General features: G+C 35.2%; 21 protein-coding genes. 1 reads left to right on the top strand and 20 read right to left on the bottom strand.

The genetic code is table 11. From position 1 onward, the window contains the following. The first annotated feature begins 955 nt into the window (after window positions 1–955). Window positions 956–2,317 (top strand): ATP-binding protein, encoded by a 1,362-nt coding sequence (locus tag Q8S25_RS04470; RefSeq protein ID WP_305535256.1) that lies wholly within the window; start codon window positions 956–958, stop codon window positions 2,315–2,317. A gap of 617 nt (window positions 2,318–2,934) precedes the next feature. On the opposite strand, the gene Q8S25_RS04475 is transcribed toward Q8S25_RS04470, so the two are convergent. The 20 genes from Q8S25_RS04475 to Q8S25_RS04565 all read right to left on the bottom strand — a co-directional run bounded on the left by Q8S25_RS04475 (window position 2,935) and on the right by Q8S25_RS04565 (window position 18,666). Further along, a complete protein-coding gene (locus Q8S25_RS04475) occupies window positions 2,935–3,279 on the bottom strand; it encodes a hypothetical protein (RefSeq protein WP_305535258.1) in 345 nt (114 codons plus the stop codon). Window positions 3,280–3,566: 287 nt separating this feature from the next. Further along, window positions 3,567–3,959 carry a DUF1801 domain-containing protein gene (locus tag Q8S25_RS04480; protein WP_305535260.1) on the bottom strand — a complete coding sequence of 131 codons (393 nt, stop codon included), beginning with the start codon at window positions 3,957–3,959 and terminating at the stop codon, window positions 3,567–3,569. A 204-nt stretch (window positions 3,960–4,163) separates the two neighbouring features. Then, a complete protein-coding gene (locus Q8S25_RS04485; protein ID WP_305535262.1) occupies window positions 4,164–4,463 on the bottom strand; it encodes a type II toxin-antitoxin system RelE/ParE family toxin in 300 nt (99 codons plus the stop codon). Next, a complete protein-coding gene (locus Q8S25_RS04490) occupies window positions 4,456–4,707 on the bottom strand; it encodes a type II toxin-antitoxin system ParD family antitoxin (protein WP_305535264.1) in 252 nt (83 codons plus the stop codon). Before Q8S25_RS04490 ends, Q8S25_RS04485 begins: the two co-directional genes overlap by 8 nt. A gap of 244 nt (window positions 4,708–4,951) precedes the next feature. Beyond that, entirely contained in the window at window positions 4,952–5,635 is a 684-nt protein-coding gene (locus Q8S25_RS04495) for a nuclease-related domain-containing protein (RefSeq protein ID WP_305535266.1), read from the bottom strand. Between the two features lie 229 nt (window positions 5,636–5,864). Beyond that, entirely contained in the window at window positions 5,865–6,809 is a 945-nt protein-coding gene (locus tag Q8S25_RS04500) for a hypothetical protein (RefSeq protein ID WP_305535268.1), read from the bottom strand. 192 nt (window positions 6,810–7,001) lie between these two features. After that, window positions 7,002–7,301, bottom strand: a complete 300-nt coding sequence (locus tag Q8S25_RS04505; RefSeq protein ID WP_305535270.1) for a HigA family addiction module antitoxin — start codon at window positions 7,299–7,301, stop codon at window positions 7,002–7,004. A gap of 10 nt (window positions 7,302–7,311) precedes the next feature. Beyond that, window positions 7,312–7,593, bottom strand: coding sequence for a type II toxin-antitoxin system RelE/ParE family toxin (locus tag Q8S25_RS14705; protein ID WP_305548770.1), 282 nt, complete (start codon window positions 7,591–7,593; stop codon window positions 7,312–7,314). 211 nt (window positions 7,594–7,804) lie between these two features. After that, window positions 7,805–8,311 carry a VOC family protein gene (locus Q8S25_RS04510; protein ID WP_305535272.1) on the bottom strand — a complete coding sequence of 169 codons (507 nt, stop codon included), beginning with the start codon at window positions 8,309–8,311 and terminating at the stop codon, window positions 7,805–7,807. 165 nt (window positions 8,312–8,476) lie between these two features. After that, entirely contained in the window at window positions 8,477–9,019 is a 543-nt protein-coding gene (locus tag Q8S25_RS04515) for a hypothetical protein (protein WP_305535274.1), read from the bottom strand. Between the two features lie 148 nt (window positions 9,020–9,167). Next, window positions 9,168–9,893: a hypothetical protein gene (locus tag Q8S25_RS04520; RefSeq protein ID WP_305535276.1), complete on the bottom strand. Its 726-nt coding sequence runs from the start codon at window positions 9,891–9,893 to the stop codon at window positions 9,168–9,170. A 380-nt stretch (window positions 9,894–10,273) separates the two neighbouring features. After that, window positions 10,274–11,389 carry a porin gene (locus Q8S25_RS04525; RefSeq protein WP_305535278.1) on the bottom strand — a complete coding sequence of 372 codons (1,116 nt, stop codon included), beginning with the start codon at window positions 11,387–11,389 and terminating at the stop codon, window positions 10,274–10,276. 1 nt (window position 11,390) lies between these two features. Beyond that, on the bottom strand, window positions 11,391–11,684 hold the full coding sequence (locus Q8S25_RS04530) for a hypothetical protein (protein ID WP_305535282.1): 294 nt from the start codon (window positions 11,682–11,684) through the stop codon (window positions 11,391–11,393). A 3-nt stretch (window positions 11,685–11,687) separates the two neighbouring features. Then, window positions 11,688–13,658 (bottom strand): KUP/HAK/KT family potassium transporter, encoded by a 1,971-nt coding sequence (locus Q8S25_RS04535; RefSeq protein WP_305535284.1) that lies wholly within the window; start codon window positions 13,656–13,658, stop codon window positions 11,688–11,690. Between the two features lie 102 nt (window positions 13,659–13,760). Continuing rightward, entirely contained in the window at window positions 13,761–14,438 is a 678-nt protein-coding gene (locus Q8S25_RS04540; protein WP_305535286.1) for a response regulator, read from the bottom strand. After that, window positions 14,431–15,660 (bottom strand): ATP-binding protein, encoded by a 1,230-nt coding sequence (locus Q8S25_RS04545; RefSeq protein WP_371131581.1) that lies wholly within the window; start codon window positions 15,658–15,660, stop codon window positions 14,431–14,433. The genes Q8S25_RS04540 and Q8S25_RS04545 overlap by 8 nt, the downstream gene beginning before the upstream one ends. Before the next feature lie 328 nt (window positions 15,661–15,988). Next, window positions 15,989–16,324 carry a type II toxin-antitoxin system PemK/MazF family toxin gene (locus Q8S25_RS04550; RefSeq protein WP_295187946.1) on the bottom strand — a complete coding sequence of 112 codons (336 nt, stop codon included), beginning with the start codon at window positions 16,322–16,324 and terminating at the stop codon, window positions 15,989–15,991. Next, complete coding sequence (locus tag Q8S25_RS04555) at window positions 16,314–16,544, bottom strand: hypothetical protein (RefSeq protein ID WP_295187944.1); 231 nt, start codon at window positions 16,542–16,544, stop codon at window positions 16,314–16,316. Before Q8S25_RS04555 ends, Q8S25_RS04550 begins: the two co-directional genes overlap by 11 nt. A gap of 228 nt (window positions 16,545–16,772) precedes the next feature. Continuing rightward, entirely contained in the window at window positions 16,773–17,831 is a 1,059-nt protein-coding gene (locus Q8S25_RS04560) for a two-component regulator propeller domain-containing protein (RefSeq protein WP_305535292.1), read from the bottom strand. 214 nt (window positions 17,832–18,045) lie between these two features. Then, a complete protein-coding gene (locus Q8S25_RS04565; RefSeq protein WP_305535294.1) occupies window positions 18,046–18,666 on the bottom strand; it encodes a hypothetical protein in 621 nt (206 codons plus the stop codon). Between the last annotated feature and the right edge of the window lie 410 nt (window positions 18,667–19,076).

Genomic DNA, 19,076 nt, shown 5'->3' on the forward strand with positions numbered 1-19,076 from the left:
TCAGGCTTTACACAGGGTTGGGATTGGTTGTTCCTACTGCTGGCTTGGCCACTACTGACGCGATTAGTTAAAGCCCAACTTGCGTAAGGCATTTTGTTGTGCAACGTTTTGCTTCCGTTCCAAACGATTTCTATAAAATTTACAGTTTCGACTCCTTTCAATTAAAGTGCCTTCCAAAAATATCTTCATTTCAATCCATATTCCTTCATCTCTTTTATTGTCTGGAACATACATCTAACCTGCCAAAATAATTTAATGCAGGGCTAACTTATTAATTTCTCCCAGGAGTAAGAAGCAATTTTTGATTTTTTAAATATTGTGATATAGACATGTTCGATTGATACGTACTATCTGGAGTAATACATGGCATATTATCAATATTCATTGAATATAATTCTAACCCATTACCGAGGTTTCCTTTATAGATTGACCTGTTATCTGTAATCAAAACAGGCATCTTATTTTTATATAATGCATAGGGGTTATTAGTAAACGGATAAACACTTTTCAAAGTGTCAGTCAATGACTTTTTCTTCAACATTTGAAAATATTTGGGAACTTTAGGGCTAGGTAGTTGAGCAAAAATATAATTAGTTGCGAAAAACAGAAATATGGTTAGGAGAAACCGTCTCATAAAAGTATTTTATATGTTGTAAGTTAAATTATTTTCTTAATACTGTATGCTTCAGCTATAATTATTACAGTCTTCGGTCAAATTATAAAAATTATGTTGCACAACACATTAATATGCGATACTCAAATATTGAAAATAATAGTGTTAGCATTGTAAATGTGTAATATATTATTACAAACGAAACAATTTGAGGAAGAATAAATTGGGGTAATTCAATTTATGAATATTTAGTGATATTATATGCCACTTTGCTACAAAATACCTAAAATATTACCATAACTTTTATACATATATTTGTAATTTTTACCCTAACTTTATAACATGTTTAAAAGACAACTTTTACTGGAGCTTGAAAAATGGAGGCATAATAAGCCCCGCAAACCGCTTGTAATTAGAGGTGCAAGGCAAGTTGGGAAAACAACCCTTGTGAATCAATTTGCTGCACAATATGAACAATACATCTATTTAAATCTTGAGCTATCAGAGGATAAGGAACCCTTTGAAAATTTCACATCAATAGAGAACTTAATCAATACATTATTCTTTCTTAAAAGTAAAATACTAGCTAAAAAAAGTACCACACTGATATTTATTGATGAAATTCAAGCAGTGCCAAAGGCATTAAATACGCTAAGATATTTTTATGAACTAGCGCCTGAAATTTCAGTTATTGCTGCTGGAAGTATGCTTGAAACTTTGTTTGACAAGAATATAAGTTTCCCCATTGGTCGCGTAGAATATAAAGTGATCAGACCAGTTTCGTTTCCCGAATTCCTATCGGCAATTGGTGAGAACGCAGTATTAGAACAGTTAACACAAGTTCCAGTGGCTGCATTTGCTCAAACAAAATTATTACGCTTGTTTCATACTTATGCTTTAATAGGAGGCATGCCAGAAATTATTCAACATTACGCAACATATAAGGACCTCGTAGCATTAAGCCCTATTTATGATTCCTTAATAAGTGGATATATGGATGATGTTGAAAAATATGCAAAAAGCAATGCGCAAATTTTACACATCAGACATTGTATTCAAAGTTCATTTGCTCAAGCTGGAAAAAGAATAAAGTTTGAAGGTTTTGGAAATGCAGCATATAAGTCACGCGAAATGGGAGAATCGTTACGCACATTAGAAAAGGCATTACTATTACAACTGATTTATCCTTGCACAACTGCCACTGTACCAATGGTACCTAATATAAAAAAATCACCTAGACTTCAAATTTTGGATTCAGGACTATTAAATTACTATGTAGGGATTCAGAAAGAAATTATAGGCACGAATGATTTAAATAGTATTTATCAAGGAACTCTAATTGAACATCTTATTGGACAAGAATTATTAGCATTTCAATATAATGCATTAAGTGCACTTCAATTTTGGGTAAGAGAAAAAAAAGAGTCAACAGCTGAAGTTGATTATCTATTTCAATACGATGGATTAATCATACCCATTGAAGTTAAGTCTGGTAAAGAAGGCACCCTAAAATCATTACATAGTTACATGGACATAGCTCCACACAATATGGCTATTCGATTTTATGCAGGTGCATTAAATATTACAGATGCCATTACCCAAAAAGGAAAGCAATACAAAATACTCAACCTACCTTACTATCTAGGTTCTCAAATTGAGAACTATATTGCTTGGTTTATTGAAACAAAAAAGCCAGCACTTTAGAGATGACTTTCTGAATTTGTATCGCATGCCACCTTTATGAGTAGTGCATCGTAAATTTATGGTTTGGGGGGATTGGAATCGCAGTGTTACTTTTTACTCTCCGTGTATTTGGTCATGACATGACTTGCAGACGTATACAAGCCAATCGATTGAATCTGATCCGATATTATTTTTAATATATTAATCTTCAGGATGCTTCCACCCTAAATCGTTCATGATTTTTTCGAATGCAAAATATCCGTACGTATCTTGAGTAAAGCAGATGTAGTATTTAGATGTGTCAAGTTGTTTTATCATTATACTTTTTTCATCTACTAAACGATAGCTATCAACTAATGTATTTTCTTCATTATATACTACTTTAAATTTTTTCTGGGCACTAATGTTATATGCAAAAAAAAGAGAAATTAAAGTCAATATAATGTTTCGGATTGGAATAATAATGCTAATGCTAGAGGCTTTTAGAATGGTAGATGATCTTTGATATTCTACTAGTTTTGCCTTAGTAAAATCAATTAGTTAAAGCCAATTTACTAAAGTTGATTTGAAGCACCAAAGTTGATAGGCCATTGCTGAAAGCCCAACTTGCATAAAGCCTTTTGTTCTAGGCATGGATATCAGTCACTCCAACTATCAGATACGCCACTTATTTTCAATCTGCGTTTCGCTAAACTGTCCAGCCACTTACTAGTCAGTTTTTTCATGATAAATCCTAGTGGTCTTTTTCCATTGGCTCCTTCCGCCCTTTGGATGCCTTGAGTAGAGTCCACCTTTAGGTATTCATTATCGATTGTCGTTAGACTGTCAATTATGTGAAGGTCATTCGCTGTAAGAAATGGCTCAGTAAAACCACTATTGTCAATAACAATTATTTCTTGAACAGCATTTGAATTATTGTAGCTCTTTCTAAGCAGTTGCCTTAAGTAAGTTAATTTGAATTGATCCAAATAAATCTCTTTCAATTGTTTTTTTTGGGATGTAATTCTCCGTGTACTATCACATGAGGATGCGAACAATATCATCAAAAAAATTATAGAGCTTAATATTTGATTTTTATTCAACATAAATATTGTCTTACTAATTTTGATAATTCAGACTGATTGTTGAGCTTGCCTAGAACGGCCGAGGCTTTACGCAGTGGGGGATTTAGGAAAACTAAATTGTCAACCAGCACGAATATATAATAGAAGCAAAAAATTGCAATGAACGATGTCAGCCCCCATTGAGCCAAACGGGTGTTATTTGCATATTATTTAAGCCTTTCTAATTTTCCTTTTCTCTTAACTAAGTTTTTATAGTCCCATTGTATTTCTCTTGACTTTTTAAGCCAACGAATTAAATCATTTGTTTTTATTTCTATCTTGTTGTTATAAAAAGTAGAAGCGTCTTTAAACTTCTGTCCTTTAATGTTTAAATTTTCTTCGTTAAAGTCTGCACCGCTCCAAAACATTAGTCTTATTCCATTTTTCTGTTTAGAATATCCAACTGTCGGGTTGTTGTCTAAAAACCAAACCGGGTGAGCGTGCCAAATTTTACTTTCTGCTTCTGTCAATTCACTCCCAATTGTCGTTGCAAGTAAGTCGCAGATTTCTTTGTCTGTTTCCGTCTGTTGGTTGTTATATGATTTAATTTCTTTATTCATACTGATTTTCGTTGTGGTCGTCTAACATATAGCCCATAACGAGCAGGGCTTTGTGCAGGTTGGGAATGCTTGCTCCTGCTGCTGGCTTGGACACTAAAAACTCGATTAGCTAAAGCCAAATTACTGAAGTTGATTTTAAACTCCAAAGCTGATGGACCATTGCTGAAAACCCAACTTGCGTAAAGCCTTTTGTTACCTGTGGTTTTACTCTTGTATTTTGTTTTTCAAATCCATTTTTGCATGCAAGATCCTAGCTATTTCAACTTTACCCAGGCTCAGCTTTCTATAGAAAAGTATGTGCTGCCCAGCTTTAAATCCTAAAATTTCTACACTTATTTCGGGATAATTTTTGCCTATAACCTTACCAACTGCTATCTCTTGACAAGAATCTAAAAGCATGAAGTAGTATTTGTCAGCTTGTCTCTCTGACCAGGTATCAACTGTATATTCCCAAATCGATGATAAATCTTGAACTGCCTTATTTGTTAGAGAGTAACTACCCATTTATTCTTCTAGTAGCTTTTAACTTTTCAAGATGCTTTTTAGGGTCGAAACTTCTAGCCACACCACTTTCAATACCATCTGTAATGGCTTTCTTGAGTGCTTGAATTTTTGACTCCTCCTCTTCTAAAAGCCGAAGACCTGCCCTTATTACTTCGCTAGCATTCTTAAATCTTCCTGTTGAAACTTTGTCGTCAACGAAATCTTCAAAGTGATCCCCTAATGAAATGGAGGTATTGCGTCCCATTAATTAATATTTTAAGTAAATGTACCAAAAATTGGTAACTTTTCAAATTTCTGAGGTGTTAATAAATCACAAGTAACGTCTGGGGCTTTACGCAGGTTGGAAATAGTTGTTCCTGCTGCTGACTTGGCCACTAAAAAACCCGATTAGTTGAAAGCCAAATTACTGAAGTTGATTAGCACTACCAAAGCTGATGGGCCTTTACTGAAGCCCAAATTGCGCAAAGCCTTTTGTTAGAGGTATGCATTTAAAAATCTTGAGGATTCCACTTACTTCGAATATTCTCAACATGTTGAATTCTAACATCTCTATCCTCGCCATAATTAACAGATTCAAATAATATGGCCTCAATGTCAGCCAAATTAGTATATGTTGATTCCCTACTTGTTTGAATAAGATTGGTAATAGCTTCTAATGCTTCAGTAGATTTTACAATACTTATTTCGCTTGGGATTTGTGATAAATTCTTCAAAACACAGTCACCATAAAAGACGATTAAGGAATAAAATGGAATATCATCTAAGTTGGATAACCTACTCTTTAGAAACTTTATATGACTTTTATTTTGAAAAATTGGATTGTAAAAGGAATACTTCTTTTTACCATAAGCTAAAACTTGAACCCATTTTGTTTGATTTCCAGTCCCAAATATCCAACCTCTTAAATGCTTTACTTCTACTACAATAATCCCAACCTCTGTTATAATTACAACATCAACTTGAGAGAAACTCCCATCTGATTTTTGTACATATAAATCATGAAATATCCTTTCAGGAGAAAATCCGCTTTTAAGAAGTCGTAGTATTAAGTCCCTTTCTGACCATGTACCCCTTCCCTTATGAGTTACAGTTCTAAGTAATTTATCATTTTGAACATCTCGATAAATGAGAACAAGAACAATAGAAACCAAGATTAGAATGATAATCCACATAGTAAAATAAATAATTATGCACTTATTTTGTTTTGCTACTTACCGCTATCGTCCGAGGCTTAACGCAGGTTGGATGATTTGTGTTTCTACCGCTGGCTTGGACACTACTGACGCGATTAGCTAAAGCCAAATTACAGAAGTTGATTTGAAACTCCAAAGCTGATGGGCCATTGCTGAAAGTCCAACTTGCGCAAAGCCTTTTGTTGGCTGCTGCTTTTGTATCTTTATATTATAAAACGCCGAACTTGCTATTCTTGTAATCAATAATTACTATTTTGTCTGCAAACAAAACAGGACCAATTAAACCAATGATTTTTTCTTCCTTATTAAACTGAACATCACTGTCTTGGTCGGAAAATTGTACTTTTTTAATATTAAGTCTTTTGTTATTTAGGTAAACTTCTTTTTTCAAGTTTTTATTATAGTAAGTAACAGATTGTCCCCAAGTATTGCCATTTAAAAATTCTTGTGGGGCTTCATTCAAGTCTGTAAACTGCTTGATAGTTTCTTTATCAAATAGTAAATCTCCTAAACAATTTCCTGTGTCAAACATTACATATTGTATGCTATCGCCAATTAATATTGGAATTTTTATTCTTCCCTTTCTAATTACAACATTAACGAAGTTAGCTTTTGAATACTGTTTTGGTAATTCGTCAAATGTTTTTAGTCTGTTATTTACAAAGTCAATAACAAGAATTTTGCCTTGAAACAAATCTGGTGCAATTGTTCCGATTAATTTTTGAGTTTTAGTATTTATTGAGTCAATTAGTATTTCGTCGCCAAAGTCGGGAATAAGTGCGATGTTTCTATTTCGATAAGTTGTTTTGTCTAATTTCATATTTAGACCTTTTAGAAAATAGCTCTTTCGCCCGTTGAGATAATAGGGGTTAATTGTAGTGTCTAATTTTTGAATTACCAAAGGGTATTGTTGAGAGAATGGCTTAAAAGAATTCTCATAAATCATCGTTGTTGTTGCTCCAAGGTCTAATTGTCCACAAAGATTATAAGGAAGATTTTCAATTTTTACAGGAATTGATATAGCTACTTTTGGATAATATTTTCCAAAAATTGTTTCACCGTGCCAATCAAATTTTATCCATTTGTTTTGGGCTTGTCCCAATAATGTATTAGTGCAAATAAATAGTAAAAACAAAAGGTTTCTGTATTTCATATTTCTGTCTAAATATAAGGTTATTAAAGTTGCAGCCAACGTTCGGGACTTAACGCAGGTTGGGGAAGGTTAGTTCCTGCTGCTGGGTTGGCCACTAAAAACTCGATTAGCTAAAGCCAAATTACTGAAGTTGATTGAAACTCCAAAGCTGATGGGCCATTGCTGAAAGCCCAACTTGCGTAAAGCCTTTTGTTATGCGGCTGTATTACTGTATCTCGATATAGAAGCTAACTCGGATTTAAGCAAAAAATTCTCTTCTTCAATATCAAAATCATCCTGTAGTCCTAACCAGAATTTAGCTGATGTCCCGAAGTATTTTGAGAATCTCAGAGCGGTATCTGCTGTAATTCTACGATTACCTTTAATGATTGCAGAAATCCTTGTCTGTGGAATTCCTGTGTCCTTACAAAGCCTATATGCAGAAATTCTAAGTGGGATTAGAAATTCTTCTTGCAAAATCTCTCCAGGATGGACATTTTTTATACGTTTCATTTTTCCACTTTTAGTGATAATCTATGATTTCAACATCGGAAGAATTACCAGAATCCCATTTAAATATTATTCGCCACTGGTCATTTATCCGAATTGAGTAAAAGTCCTTTAGGTTACCCTTTAATTTCTCCAACTTATTAGATGGTGGTATCTGTAAATCCGTGAGATCTTGAGAGTTATTAAGCATTCTTAACTTACGCCTAGAAACCTCTTGAATCGTATTAGGTATTTTCTTAACCCTTTCCCCGTCCCAAATTTTTTGTGTGTCCTTAGAACCAAAAGAAAGAATCATACCAATGATTTTAGATACTTACGCCAAAGGTAAGTAAATTTATGAAGTCATGAAATTAATTTTATGCCGCATAACGGCCGAGGCTTTACGCAGGGTGGGGAATTAGTATTACGTCCAGCCCGGAACTGCCGCTTAGCTTTTAACTAAAGTTAAATGATTAGAACTAATGCTTGGATCTATTCGTCCAGCCCGACTATTGGCAATACCAATGTTAGCGGTTCGTGCTATTGTTTGCGGGCATTGCTTCAATAACGTGTATTTCGTTTCCATCAGGGTCTTTAATCTCAATAGTTTTTGCGCCGTAGGGCATTCTTTCAATAATAGGGTGCTTGTATTTGCCTGATTTGTAATCGCTGCTCACTTGCATAAGCCTCTTCAGAAAAGCATCCATAGAATTTACCATAAAACCTAAGTGTACAAAACCTACATGTCCTGGTACTGAGGGTATTTCACTGATAACCTTTGTGGTGTCGTTGAGCCACTGTGATAAATGGAGTTCAATGCCCTCACCAACTCTCAACCATTTTACAATGTATTGAGTGCTTGGAGGAAAGGGATACGGTATAGTGTCAACCTGAAAGACTTTGGTGTAAAAATCTACACTACTTTCCAAATTCTTTACATCCAATAAAGTATGGTTATACCAGGCAGTACTTTTTTGGGCAATCGCAAAGGATGCGTTAAAGAAAAGGAGTAGAAGGAGGAAAGACTTTATCATTAGTTTATATTTTTCTTACAAAGTGAAGACGATGCATGACCGCTAACGTTCGAGGCTTGTCGATGTGGCGGATTTGTAGCACTAAAGTTCAATAGAATTCCTGCTGTTGAGACTTGCACAACTGTTTCATAGAAGCACTTCGGCCGCCATATTGCCAAACCGATGTTAGTGGCTGGCTTTTCTTATCTCTTCTATTAATCTACTCATATTTTGCTTGTTTCGTCCCATTGAAACAACTGAGCTTCTTTTATCTGGGTCACAAATACTGTTCACTAAAATCCTATTTTTGTCAAACAATATTGTTATTTGTTCGCCCCAACTGCCTGAAAAGAAACTTGGATGTGTTTTAGCTATTATAACATTTTTGTTCATTACATGTGGAGTCCATTCAAGTTCTTTAGCAACTTTCTCAATTATTGGGTCGAACTCTTCTCTTGTCAAATGTGTGTCTATGGTTTGAAATTTCAGTCTGCTTCTTTGAAGTCTATAAAATAGCAGTCCAAGAATAAATGGGATAATCACAAACCAAATTTCGCTTTCTCGAAAAGGTTTAGGTATTCCTTGGAAATAGTCCTTTAAATGAAGAAAGATCAACACTGAAGGAATAAAGAATAGAAATCCTACTATTCCGTAATGGGTGAACTTGTCCCAATTTCCAAGTTTCATTTCTCCGGTTTCAATCGAATATTTTATTTGTTCTTTCGTCATTTTAGCTTGCCACTAACGTAAAAGCATTTGTGAAGGCACGGAATTCAGGGCTTGTCCGCCCAGAATCTGCACAAGTGCTAAATTTTTAACTTCTGCACAGCCGAGTTCCGTCTGCCGTGCTTGCACAAATGCAATGTTGGGCGCATTTTCATTTGACAACTCCTTTGAAAATTCCATAGTCTGAAAAGCTTTTTGAATTGAGCTTGGTTTTCGGTGTCAGGTGATAGGTAATATTGGATATTATTTCATTAGAAAGTCGGTCAATAATCAAATCTTCAATTACAATCTTATCTATGTTAGAGTTTTTGTCCTGACTGATTGCAATCACTGATTTCTTAAATTTCAAACTGTCAACATGTTTGTTATTTCCATGTTCAAATTCATTCAAATTGTAAAACCACAAGCTGTCTCGTGTTTCCTTAAATTTTTCAAATTGAAAACTTTCAAATCCACCATCTCTTTCAGCAAATCCTTTATACTGATAAACCAATTTTGTTATATTGAAATCCAGGCTTTTAATGTTTTCTTGTTTAATCGGGGTAAAAATTGGTGTTGCATTTTTGTAATCGTCGCCGCAGCTATTGGCACACTCTGTACTGACACCTTTCACAAATGCTTTATTTGGTATTTCTAACAAATAAGTAAATGGCAAGTTATTATTTATACTCACTTGAAATGTCTCGGTTGAGTCTAGGATTATGAAACCAGAAGTATGAGAATCTCTCCCCCCCCAAGCATCATATTTATACAAGAGTTTGGACGTCCCTTCAATTTTTTGAGCATAGAGTTCGTCTACTTCCCAGTCACCAAATCCACAGCCTGTTACGATGAGAACAAGTGCGCTCAAAAAAATTATGGAGATTAAACCTTTCATTATGTCATTGCGGGTTGTCTTCGAAAAATTGCAGCTAACGGTTTGCGGCTTGGCGAAGGTGGCGATTTTAACCACAAAACTTCCTACGAAGAACCGCACTACAATTATACGAAAAACTGTCCTACGAAGCACTGCACCGCCACTTTTGCCAAACCGCTGTTACCAGCTGACGTCCTGTCTTTTGTGTCGTGGAAGTCAAGCTTGATAAGGGTTTCGCTGTCTTTTTTGTGTCTGGTTGAGCGTTGGAGGTTTTAAAAATTTTAGAAGGGAAGGAAATTTAAAATAGTTTTTTTGTCGGGTAAGGTGGAAGCTCTTTTGCAAACTTTGGTCTGCGTATCGGCTTGTAGCGGTTTGCAAATGTGCTTACACCTGTGTGTCGGCTATTTCTTTACTGTCTCCGAAAATTTAATTGCTATTGATGTCCCAATGATAAAGTTATTGTTTGTTGGTGTGGTCTTAGTTTCAAAAATGTTGTCCTTACTATTTAACCAACGTCCTTCCAGTCGGCAAATGATGTTTTGTGTTGGTGAGTAGTCCAGATTTAGTGAAAGTCCTGTTGTGCGGAAACCGTTTATTGTTCCTGTCGGAATAATAATTCCAGTTTCATCTTGGTAATACTCTGCTCTAATTGCTGTTTCCCAGTTTTTGTTAATGGCAAATTGTCCAATGATTACTGGGCTAAACCAGAAGTCATAAGTTGAACCATTTTTCACTCTTTGTTGTGTTCCAATGTCAAAACCTGCTATTAAGCCAAACTTTTCTGTGAATTGAAATTGTCCGTAAAAATTATTGAAATATCGCATTCGTCTTGTTGTGTCGGGGTCGTCTGTGCCAACAAATGTGCTCCAGTTAAAAGTGATTTTTTCAGTCGGCATTACTTTGAGTTGCGTTCCAAATGATGGCAATGAATTTCCCTTTATTTTTTGAATGTGTTGCCAGCCGTTACAAACAAGGGCAATAAGTTCAATTTTTTTGTTTGGTGTATAAGTGAGTTTAGCCCCTGAAAGATAATATGGTGAGTTTTCAGCTAAAATTGAACGTGTTAGCGTCCAGTTGTCAAGTGAAATGGCACTTTCAAAACCAATATGAGAAGCGAAAATACCTGCATCTAGCCATATATTATTTTTTTTGTTCAGTGATATTCCTGCGTTGGCTTCAAAGATATTTTTTAAAAGCCCCGGCTCATAAGCGTAGTTGTCATTAGCATAAGTTCCAGTTTGCAATGCAATGTTTGCTCTGTATTTCTGATGTTGTGCTGAAATTTTAATAAAACCGAGATTGAGGTTAAACTCGTTATGTCGGTTATAGTTGTAAAGGAATGTTTGTCGGTAATCTGTTTTGGGTTGGTTAAAATCATAAACATAAAAAACATCAATAAAACCACTTAACTCAATTTTTGGTGATAAAGTTTTAGTTGTGTCCGATTGAGCTTTTGTTTCATATATTGAAAGAAACATGAAGATATAAATAAAGATTATGGCAATTGCTGTTCTCATACTATTCGAATTGCATTTGTAAATTGTCGTCTAAAAATTTAATGCTTATGATGTCTTTCTGATTGATTAGTTCTCCTATGCGAAAACCGAAACCATCAATACCTAGCGTCATTTTATATTTTTCTTCCACAATGTGCCATCTTCTGATATAAGGTTCGTTGGCATCTTGGTCGCCAAGAAAAAATGAAATGAATACTCCGTTTATTTTCCTTCCGTTTTTTAAAGTCACCTCAATTAATCTGTTACTTCGGCTAAAGTATTTTTCATAAAGCATCTTTGAAAAATCAGTTTCCATTTCCTAAGCTTTGGCTTCTTCATTTCCTTCACGCTTTAATTCAATCTTGCTTGCTGCTTGATACACTAATGGCACCTGCTCAACTATGACATCATTTTTTTCAAGACCAAAAGCTCTTTCATCGCTAAGACCCATGCGTTTGAGAAGGAAATATGAATTAAGTAGCACTCCTTCTTTTAATGCAAATTCATTTTCAACAGAAAGAAATTTTTCAAGCACCACAAATTTAAAATCAGGTTCGCTGTTGTATTTGGTTGAGCCGTCAGGTCTTGTATGAAGATTGAGTTCTTTATTAGCGACCAACTCTTGCATAATTTTTTTGAAATACAACTCGGTTCTTGGTTGAATGCGAAAACCAACATTCACGTTTATTTTAATTACTTTATCATCCACCAATTCCGAAACATTGTAATTGAGTGTGTAGGGTTCTTCTGTTCTGTGGATATGAACAAACCAATACACATCAGCCCGCTTAGGTTTACGAGCAAAGATTGACTTAATAATTTTTTCTTCTACCTCATGTCGGTTGTTTGCCTTTGTGAGATAAATAAGATGCGTTGAAAATTTAGGTATGGTTTCGTCCTGACTGAGTTCTTTTATTTCAGAAACATATTTTCCTAGGTCAACGAATTTGGTAAATCGGTTGTTGATTTTTCTTGCATAAAACCAAACATACATCACAAGAAAAATAAACAATTCAAAAAATAAAAACATCCAACGTTCTTTAATCTTGGCAACGTTGGCAATGAAAAATGATGTTTCAATTGTTCCGAAGAAAAGCACTAAAGCAATAACTAACCAACCATTCCAGCGTAGTTTGTAATACAGATAATGAGCCAACAAAATGGTAGTCATTAACATGGTAATGGTAATACTAAAGCCATAAGCCGCTTCCATGTGAGTTGAATTCTGGAAATACAAAATCATGAGTATGCAGCCAACCCAAAGTATGTTGTTGACACTTGGAATGTATATCTGACCTTTTAATTCTGTTGGTTGTCTTACTGCTACTCTTGGCCAAAAGTTTAAGTTCATTGCTTCGCTAATAAGCGTGTAGCTTCCGCTAATCATCGCTTGTGATGCGATAATTGCAGCTAAAGTTGCAATTGCAATTCCAAATGGTAAAAACCAATTAGGCATAATTTCATAGAACGGATTTTGTCCGTTCAATAAATTTCCTTCGCCTAAGTTCATTATCCATGCAGCTTGTCCCATGTAGTTAAGTAAAAGGCAAACTTTTACTGCCGCCCATGTAATACGGATATTTTTTCTACCGCAATGCCCAAGGTCTGAATACAATGCTTCTGCTCCTGTGGTAGCCAAAAAAACTGCACCCAAAAACCAAAATCCATGAGGATATTCTGTTAGAAATCGAATGGCATAAACAGGGTTAAGGGCTTTAAAAATAGCAGGGTGATAGAAAATTTGTATCAGACCTAAAGTTGAAAGCATAGTGAACCATACCAACATAGCTGGTCCGAAAGTGCTACCCACTTTATGTGTCCCAAATCGCTGAAAGAAAAAGAGTGCAGAAAGGATTAAAACAACAATAGGAACTGTTGGGATATTTTCAAGCCCTTTGAAATTAGTAATACCCTCAACGGCTGATGCAACTGAAATTGGTGGTGTTAAAATTCCATCAGCTAAAAGCGTTGTAGCTCCAATTATGGTGGGAATGGCTAACCAATTTCTGTATCTGCGAACAAGTGCATAAAGTGAAAAAATGCCTCCTTCACCGTGATTGTCGGCTTTGAGTGTAAGCCAAATGTATTTAATAGTAGTTTGAAAAGTGAGTGTCCAAAACACACAGGAAATGCCGCCATAAACAAGAATTTCAGTAATTGGTCTTTCACCAATAATTGCTTTTAATACATAAAGTGGACTTGTTCCTATGTCGCCATAAATAATTCCAAGTGCTACTAATAATGTGGCGGCTGTTACTTTACCGTTGATGCCATTTTTTACCTTTTCCATTCATCATAATTTAATGATGCAAAGGTGGCTTGAATGTTATCGGTAAAATGTAAAAGTGAATAGGCAATGTATAAAGATTTTATAAAGATGCCGTCTGGAAAATCAGTTGAAACGATAACCAACTCCGCTTTCGGTGATGATATGTTTAGGTTGGTTAGGGTTGTCTTCAATTTTTTTTCGAAGCGTTCCTACAAATACTCTTAGGTATTGGGTTTCGGCTTGATAACCAACACCCCAAATTTCTTTTAGTATGTATTGATGTGTCAAAACTCTGCCTTCATTTTTTGCGAATAGAGAAAGTAAATTATATTCTGTTGAAGTGAGTTTTAAAAGTTCGTTGTTTCGTTTTGCAGTCCTTGCAATTAAATCAATTTGCAAATTACCGCAAGTGAGTAAATTGTTTTTTTCGTCTGTATTGTTTCTCCGAATACAGGAACGAATACGAGCCAAGAGTTCACCTGTGCGAAATGGTTTTGTGAGATAGTCCGTTGCTCCATGGTCAAGTGCAATTACAATATCTGTTTCGCTACTTTGCACAGAAAGAATAATTATTACTTTATTGAACCATGTTCTCAATTCTTTCAAAACTTCGTGTCCGCTTTTGTCGGGCAAACCGATGTCCAGCAAAATCAATTCGGGCGGATGGTTGGCTGCCATAATTATTCCTTCTTTTCCTGTTGCAGCTTGTAACACTTTGTATCCATTGCTCTCCAAATTTATTTCAAGCAACTTTCGTATTTGCGGTTCATCGTCAATGATTAAAATTTCAGCTTTAGACATTTTTCAAATTGTTTATGAATGAAGTTTCAGCAGGAATTGTAATCGTAAACTTTGCACCACCTTCTTTGTTGTTTTCCAATTTTATTTTTCCGTTGTGTGCTTCTATAAAACCTTTTGAAATGCTTAACCCTAAACCACTTCCACCTGCAAAACTTTGAGGTAAACGGTAAAACTTATCAAAGACATTTTGCATTTCATTTACGGGAAAACCGTTTCCGTTGTCTGATATAGAGATAACACAATTATCGGATTGGTGCGAAGCACCAATCACTATTATTGAGTTTTCGGGTGTGTATTGAATTGCATTGTAAATGATATTGTGAAAAACTTGTTCTATTAACCCTCTGTCCAACTTCAACAGGGGTAAATTTTCATTAGCGTTGAAAACAATTTTGTGATTTCCGTTAGTTGGCGATAGCTTTTGCACCACCGAAAAAATAAGTTCGTTCAAATCGCACCAGTCCAAATTGAGTTTTAATATTCCGCTTTCAAGTCGGCTCATATTGAGCAGGTTTTCTACTTGTCTGTTTAGGCGAATGCTTGCAATGTCAATTTGTGAAAGCAGTTCAGTTTGGTTTGTCAGTGAAAGTTTATCCTTGCTTTCTTTAAGCGTGTCCACCGCTCCGATGATGGTTGAAACGGGTGTCCGCAGTTCGTGAGAAAGTGAATTTAGTAATGTATTGTAGAGTTTAATTGTTTTCAATTTTTCTTCTTCATCTCTTTCTTTTCTCTCTACTTCCCTGATTTTATATGTCAATACAGCATTGATTGAAGCGATTACAAAATACATTAAAAACATTAGTCCATCTTCGGGAGTGCCAATGTGAAAAGTCAGAATTGGAGGAATAAAAAAGAAATTCCAAATTATAGCACTCAATAATGCCGAAAGTAATACTGGGAAAATATCAAATAAAATAGCGTTGACCGATACCACCAATAAAAGTATCAGTGCAACCGCTCTGTAACCAATAAAATCAACCGAGAAAAAGCATAAAACAGCAGACAACACAATAAGGATTATGCTTATTAGGTATTGATTTTTCTTGCTGTATTTTCTTGTTCTAAGTAAGTCCAATTTTTTTATTACAAAGTTAGTAATTGAGATATAAAGAATTTGTAAAGATGTAAGTCCTTTTGAGCGTTGGCAAGATTGGCTCTTTTGGTTTTGCGAAGAGTCGGTTTGTGTGTCGGGCAAAACCAAATGTGCCAATGTGGGTGGCAAAAACTATTTTAAATGTGCGGTGGCAAAATTTTTAAAACCATTTGGGGTCGGCTTGCGTGTCGCCAAAAAGTCGGGTCAGAATGTGTCAAGGAACAGCGAAATTGCCTGTCGTTTTCAGGTCGTGTTTTGGTGGTCGTGTCGTTCTTTACGCTTGCTGGTAACGTTCGGGGCTTTACGCAGGATGGGGAAGCATAATTCCTGCTGCTGGCTTGGCCACTAAAAACTCGATTAGCTAAAGCCAAATTACTGAAGCTCATTTGAAATACCAAAGCTGATGGGCCATTGCTGAAAGCCCATCTTGGGTAAAGCCTTTTGTTAGCTGTAGCGCTTATAAATCTAAAACAATTGATATGTTTTTTCTTAGTTTGTTAATTTGCTCTTCGCTTAGCTTACCGAGTTTTTGAATAAGTCTTTTATTATCTATAGCTCTAATTTGATCTACAAGAATATCGCTTGGTTTGTCAAGTTGATTTTTCCTGAGTTGTACTCTTAGAATTTCAATTTCAGGTTGAACATTAGAAGTAATAGGGCAAATCAAGGTTGATAAATGATGAGAATTGAGTAAGTCTGTCTGAATAATTACAACTGGCCTTGTTTTGCCAGGCTCTGTCCCCTTACTTGGGTTTAAATCGGCAAGCCAGATGTCATACTGTTTAATTTTCATCAACGAACTTTTCAAATTCATGAAGAACCTTTAAGGAATCTTTCATTGTCAATTTGGATTCTTTCAAAAGTTTGTTTTTAAGAATTTTCCTTTTATTAAATTGATTGTAGAGACTTACAGCTTCATTTATATATCTGTTTCTTGCTTGGTTAAGCTGTGTAGTTATTTCTTCAGCTTCATCAAATGTTGTGTCATCAAGTTTTAATGAAAGCGTTTTCATATAAATATTAATTTATACAAAAGTATATACTAATTGTATATACTACAAAATCTTTTTTGAAATCAAGCTTAATCGCGTTACAGCTAACGGTTTCGGGCTTGGCGAAGGTGGCGATTTTCACCACAAGTGTTGATGCGGAGAACCAAACTTTGATTAACCACAAATGTGTCTGCGGAGCACTGAACCGCCACTTTTGCCAAACCCGTGTTATCGGCTGTTCTTCTTTCGTCAATATGGTTTAAACTTTTCAAATGTCTTTCCGTTAAATTTATACGCACCATTTTCGTGTGTCCCAAGCCATAGGTCGCCATTGTTGTCTTTGTAAATACTGAATAGCGTAATGTCTTTAGACTTTGCTTGAACTGTATAGTGTGTAATTTTTGTTCCATCATATTTCCAAACGCCATCTCGATAGGTTACGAACCACAAATTATTTTTATTATCTCTTACTGTTGATAAATATTCTTTTAAACCACTGGTGTTTTTCCCATCTAAACTACCTATACTTTCGTGTCTTGTATAAAACTTATTGCTTTTTAATGTTATGCTGTCGTAAACACTATATCGGTTTTCTGTATTAAACCAAAAGTCCCCATTTTTGTCTTCCGTAATTGAACGCACTCCATTTGCCCCTTCATTGCGAAATTCTGTCACATCTTCTTCGGTAATCCAGTCAAACGATTTTCCATCGTAACGACATACTCCAACAGGATTTGTGCCAAACCAAATGTTTCCTTTTACGTCTCTATAAATGCTATAAACTTCAAATGGATTGTTAAGTTTAGGTGGCTTTGGAAGTGTCAATTCATAAAAGGTATTTCCATCAAACCGGTAAACTTTTTGTTTGGCTTGATAAGCATCTATTAGCCACAAATCATTCGCTTCAAGTTTCCATTCATTACTTGGGGTTGCTATAATTTTAGTAAATGATTTTCCGTCAAACTTTGTTATTGTAGAATTTGGGTTCATACCTGCGAAATATATGTTGCCCGATTCATCTTCTTTTATATCATCAACTCTATTGTTATACAAACCGTGTTTTGTTGTGTAATTTATCAAAGTCTTACCGTCATATCTATACACTCCTGTTTCCCAACTACCAAACCAATATGTATTTTTCTTGTCTTGATAAATCACCATAATGCTGCTTCCAAGTTCTTTTACGGTGTCTCCCTTTACACATATTTCTTTTAAGAAGTCAGTATGGTTCTCTGAATTATAAGTCTGCCCATTGCACGAAGTCAAAATGGATAGTATGCTAAAAAATAAGAGAGTTGTTAACTTCATTTCTGTCTGTTTATTGTTTAGTACTGTCTGTCATAGAATAGCCGATAACGTCCCAGGCTTTGCGCAGTTTGGATAATCCGTGATCCTGCTGCTGGCTTGGCCACTAAAGACTCGATTAGCTAAAGCCAAATTACTGAAGCTGATTAGCACCACCAAAGCTGATGGGCCATTGCTGAAAGCACAACTTGCGTAAAGCCTTTTGTTGTACACTGCCTTAGTAACCCATTTCTTTTAATGCTTTTCGTATTGATGCAACGTCTTTATATTTAAACTTAAACTGTTTATTACCACTGTAACCTTCATATCCAGAAAATTTAGCACTAAGTTTTTCAAATTTTGTCAATCTATTTGGTGGTATTACTAAATTAGGATTGTCATAAAAGTAAGTGTTGTAGAAGTCACCATAAATATCAGCACCTCTATGCATTTGTGGTATCCTAACAAAAATTGCAATTTCTCTTTCTTTATCTTTATCTGTGTTTTCAAAAAATAAAGTCTCAATTCTTGGTTCTCCACCATCTTCATGGAAAGTGTCAATTAAAGCCCTATGATAGTTATTAGGGTTTATCTTAAAAAAGCAATACCCTAAAATAATTGATTCCTTGTTTTGGTCATATTGTCCATTTGATTGTGAATTTTCGGCTACAAAAGCAAAAATTACCCTTTTGGTACTATCCCATTCTTTGGTCTCAATTACAGGATGAGCTAGTTCGTCAACCTTGAATACTCGTTTTATAAATGAATCAGCACTTTCGTTTGGCAGTCTTGAAAATATCTGTCCAAAAGAAAACGAAGCAAAAAACATTAGTCCAAATATCAATGAGAGTTTTTTCATAAAGGTTGTGTACAACGTTCGGGCTTTACGCAGGGTGGGGAAGGATGCTTCCTGCTGCTGGCTTGGCCACTACTGACGCGATTAGCTAAAGCCAAATTACTGAAGTTGATTGAAACTCCAATGCTGATGGGCCATTGCTGAAAGCCCAACTTGCGTAAAGCCTTTTGTTGGCAGAAGTATTGGTCATTTAGCCATTAGTTCAGTTTAATTAAATATTAGGATTATAACTAGTCTTTTGATTTATTGAGTCGCTTTCCAAATATTAGATAAATGAAAAATAAGCATAGAGTTAGATAAATTATCACTATGTAGATATTCCCCCAAGTTTGTCGTGGGAAAATCATAAAAATAAAAATTGTTGGAAGGAAGAAGAATAGTCCCACCTTTCGTGCTATACTCTTGTTCATCAT

Origin of the sequence: Sediminibacterium sp. (genome assembly GCF_030695065.1) — a bacterium.
Taxonomy (GTDB): Bacteria; Bacteroidota; Bacteroidia; order Chitinophagales; family Chitinophagaceae; genus Sediminibacterium.